Genomic DNA, 3,608 nt, shown 5'->3' on the forward strand with positions numbered 1-3,608 from the left:
GCGCTCGAGGCCCGCGTGCTCGCGGCGGCGCTCGGCGCACAGCGCAGCGCCGACGGCCTCAACGCGCAATGGGCCGCGCTGACGCGCGCGCAGCGGCGCGTGCCGGCGGCATTGGCTGCGTATGCCCGGCGCATTGCCGAGCTCGGCCAGCCGCTGGCCGGCATGAGCGAGATCGAAGGCTATCTGCGCAAGGACTGGGCCGAACCCGTCGTGCAGGCCTATGCCGACCTCGCCGGCGCCGACACCGGCGCGCGGCTGCGCCAGGCCGAGGGCTGGCTCAAGCAGCATCCGAACAGCGTCGTGCTGCTGACCGCGCTGGGCCGTCTCTGCGTGGCCGGCCGGCTCTGGGGCAAGGCACGCGAATACCTCGAGCGCGCGCTCGCGATCAGCGAGACCGCGGCGAGCTGGGAAGCGCTCGGCGACGGCTACGCCGGCGAAGGCAGCCACGCGCTGGCCGAGCACTGCTATCGCAACGCACTGCGCCTCGCGCGCGGCGAAGCCGGCGAACCGCTGCCCGGCAGCGTGCGGCGGCTCGGCCTCGACACGAAGGCCGCGGTGTTCGAGGAACGCAGCGAACACGGCGTGCCGCGGCTGCCGGATCTGTCGTCCTGACTATTGGCCAATGCTGCCTGCGATGGTCATCACGCCAGCGGCGTAGGTTGCGGTAAGCGCAGCGAACTGCAACATCGAGGTGTCGTCGCTGCGAAGAACCAGCAGCGAATCGATCTCCCGGCACGCGAGGTTCCAGAAGTCTCCCGGCACACAGGGTTCCCCGAGACCGCTCGGGGGGAAAGGCCTTCCTTCGGGGCCGCTCGCAGCGTGCAGACCGAGACGTTGCGGTTCGCCCTTTGGGCTCGCCACGACCTACACGGCGATCATCGCCCTTCGGCGGAAATGTCCTGCAACCGGCCGTTCTGCAAGGTCAGCACGCGCAGCAGGCGCTTGTCGCCGAAGTCGTAGGTCCATTCCTCCACGCGCACCGGCGTGTAGCGTTCGTTGCCGAGACCGTCGCGGCGCACGTTCGCGCGGCGCTGGTTGCGCCGCGCGGCGGGTTCGCCGCAGTAGGCGATAATCTCGCCGGCGCTGGTGCCGGCCGGCAGCGCGTCGAGATTGCAGCTGTCGCCGATGGTCGTGACGCCGTAGCCGAGCGTTTCCTCGCGCTGCAACCGCCCGTTCAGGAACAGCAGCCGCACCATGAGCCGGCGCGGGCCGAAGTTGTAGTACCAGACGTCGTAGACGTCCTCGATCTGCGTTTCGAGCGGACCGTCGGCGCCGCGCACGCTGACGCTGGTGAACTGGTCCACGTAGAACGGTTCGCCGCAGCGCTCGCGCACGGCGAAATCGCGGTCGCCGTCGGTGACCACGCGCGTGCCGCAGCGCAGGGCGTGGGCCGGCACGGCTAGCATCGGCAGCAGCAGGCAGAGCAGGGCGAGTCGCTTCATAGTCCGTGTATTCCGGCGCGGTTGCGCAAGATTTCCGCGAGCACGTCAGGCGCGTAGTCGAAACTGTCGTAGTACAGCCGGTCTTCGTCCAGTCCCGCCGCGACGAAGCTGCGCCGGCCGGCGTCGATCATCGCCGGCGGCCCGCTCATGTAGACGTCGAAACCGGCCAGGTCCGCGTGGTCCTCGATCACGGCTTCGTGGACGAGGCCGCTGCGCAGCCCGGCGCTGAACTCCGGGTCGGAGACCACCGGCACGTAGCGGAAGTTCGCCGACGTGCGCTGCCAGTGCTGCGGCAGCCCGGCCTGGTAGAGCTCCTCGGCGCGGCGCGCGCCCCAGTACAGGGTCATGGTCCGGCGTGTGCCGAGGTGGCGGAAATGTTCGATCAGCGCCTTGACCGGCGCGAAGCCGGTGCCGCCGGCGACGAACAGCATCGGCCGTTCGGAATCCTCGCGCGGCACGAAGGTGCCGAGCGGACCTTCCACGCGCAGGACGGCGCCGGGCTCCAGTCCGTCGAACACGTAGCCGGTGAAGCCGCCGCCGGCGACGTGGCGCACGTGCAGTTCGATCTGCGCGTCGCCTTCGGGCGCATTGGCGATCGAGAACGCGCGGCGCTTGCCGTCGGGCAGCAGCACGTCGAGGTACTGGCCGGCCAGCCGCGTCAGGCGTTCGCCGCGCGGCGGCTCCAGGATCAGCTGCATGACGTCGGGCGCGAGCCGGCGCTTGTGCAGCAGTTTCAGCGCGAGCACGCGCCGCGGAATGTCGGCGACCGAGGCGACCTCGCGCGCGAACAGGGTCAGGTCGCTGCAGGGCACGGCCTGGCAGAGCAGCACCTGGTGCCGCGCCTGCTCGCCGGCATTCAGCGCGGCCGGCGGATTGCGCGGATAGTTGATCTCGCCGCTGACGAGACTGGCCTTGCAGCTGCCGCAGACGCCGGCCAGACAGGAATAGGGCAGGGCCAGGCCGGCGCGCTGGGCGGCTTCGAGCACGCTTTCGCCGGGCCGCACGGCGAAACGCTTGCCGCTGGCCTGCAAGGTGACGATATGACTCAACGCGGGGTTCCGCTGGAACGACGCGCGATTGTCGCACGCGCCACCACGCGCGCGGGGCGGACGGCGGCCGCTGGCGGTCCACGCCCTTCCGGCCCGCGGCGCGAGGCGGTCTAATGCCGCTTCCGACCCCCAGCGAGCGCACCATGAGCCTCTGGAAGCAGCAGATCGACCTCGACGCCGTCAACGGCTGGAACAAGGGCACCGCCGCCGAGGCGCTCGGCATCCGCATCACCGAGCTCGGCGCCGACTATGTGCGCGGCGCCATGCCGGTCGACGCACGCACGCGCCAGCCGTTCGGCCTGCTGCACGGCGGCGCCTCGGTGCTGCTGGCCGAGACGCTCGGCAGCCTCGCCGCGAATCTCTGTCTCGACCCGGCCAAGGAGTTTGCGGTCGGCCTGGACATCAATGCCAACCACCTGCGCGCCGTGCAGTCGGGCGAAGTCACCGGCACGGCCGCGCCGCTGCACATCGGCCGCACGACCCAGGTCTGGGAAATCCGCATCGTCACCGACGCGGGCGAGCTCAACTGCATCGCGCGGCTGACCATGGCCATCGTGCCGCGCCGCGACCGCGCATGAGCGCGGCGGCGCCGTACGCCGACCTGACGCCCGAGCGTGTGCTCGCCGCGGTCGAGGCGCTGGACCTCGCCACCGACGGCCGCCTGCTCGCGCTCAACAGCTACGAGAACCGCGTCTACCAGGTCGGCATCGAGGACGGCGCGCCGGTCGTCGCGAAGTTCTACCGGCCCGGCCGCTGGACGGATGCGGCGATCGCCGAGGAACACGCCTTCGCCGCCGAACTCGCCGCGGCGGAACTGCCGGTCGTCGCGCCGCTGATCGTGCACGGCCGCAGCCTGCATGCGGTCCAAGGCCATCGCCTCGCGCTGTATCCGCGCCGCGGCGGTCGCGCACCGCAGCTCGAATCGGCCGAGCAGCTGCAATGGATGGGCCGGTTGATCGCGCGTATCCACGGCATCGGCGGGCGCTCGTCCTTCGCCGAGCGCGGCGCGATCGATCTGGCCACGTACCTGCACGCGCCCGCGGCCGCCGTGCTCGCCTCGCCGCTGCTGCCCGGCACCGTGGCCGCGCGCTATCGCGCCGCGATCGCCGCGCTCGAG

4 protein-coding genes and 1 pseudogene are annotated in these 3,608 nt (G+C 71.4%); 3 read left to right on the forward strand and 2 right to left on the reverse strand.

Features of this window, described 5'->3' with window-relative positions; all coding sequences use genetic code 11:
* Positions 1–612: pseudogene (locus NON22_RS21805) on the forward strand (heme biosynthesis protein HemY); the annotation flags it as partial.
* A 263-nt stretch (positions 613–875) separates the two neighbouring features.
* Here the strand turns inward: NON22_RS21805 and NON22_RS21810 are convergent.
* Together NON22_RS21810 and NON22_RS21815 are read right to left on the reverse strand one after the other, a co-directional pair.
* Complete coding sequence (locus NON22_RS21810; RefSeq protein WP_257389109.1) at positions 876–1,442, reverse strand: DUF2845 domain-containing protein; 567 nt, start codon at positions 1,440–1,442, stop codon at positions 876–878.
* On the reverse strand, positions 1,439–2,491 hold the full coding sequence (locus NON22_RS21815) for a CDP-6-deoxy-delta-3,4-glucoseen reductase (protein WP_257389110.1): 1,053 nt from the start codon (positions 2,489–2,491) through the stop codon (positions 1,439–1,441). Before NON22_RS21815 ends, NON22_RS21810 begins: the two co-directional genes overlap by 4 nt.
* A 143-nt stretch (positions 2,492–2,634) precedes the next feature.
* Between NON22_RS21815 and NON22_RS21820 the strand changes: the two genes are divergently transcribed.
* Together NON22_RS21820 and NON22_RS21825 are read left to right on the forward strand one after the other, a co-directional pair.
* A complete protein-coding gene (locus NON22_RS21820; RefSeq protein ID WP_257389111.1) occupies positions 2,635–3,069 on the forward strand; it encodes a hotdog fold thioesterase in 435 nt (144 codons plus the stop codon).
* On the forward strand, positions 3,066–3,608 hold a 543-nt coding region (locus tag NON22_RS21825), incomplete at its 3' end, for a serine/threonine protein kinase (RefSeq protein WP_257389112.1). The genes NON22_RS21820 and NON22_RS21825, both read left to right, overlap by 4 nt.

This window comes from Tahibacter caeni, from assembly GCF_024609805.1.
GTDB lineage: Bacteria > Pseudomonadota > Gammaproteobacteria > Xanthomonadales > Rhodanobacteraceae > Tahibacter > Tahibacter caeni.

Coding starts and splice junctions, on each gene's coding strand:
- NON22_RS21810 (WP_257389109.1), bottom strand. CDS start 1,442: ATGAAGCGACTCGCCCTGCTCTGCCTGCTGCTGCCGATGCTAGCCGTG.
- NON22_RS21820 (WP_257389111.1), top strand. CDS start 2,635: ATGAGCCTCTGGAAGCAGCAGATCGACCTCGACGCCGTCAACGGCTGG.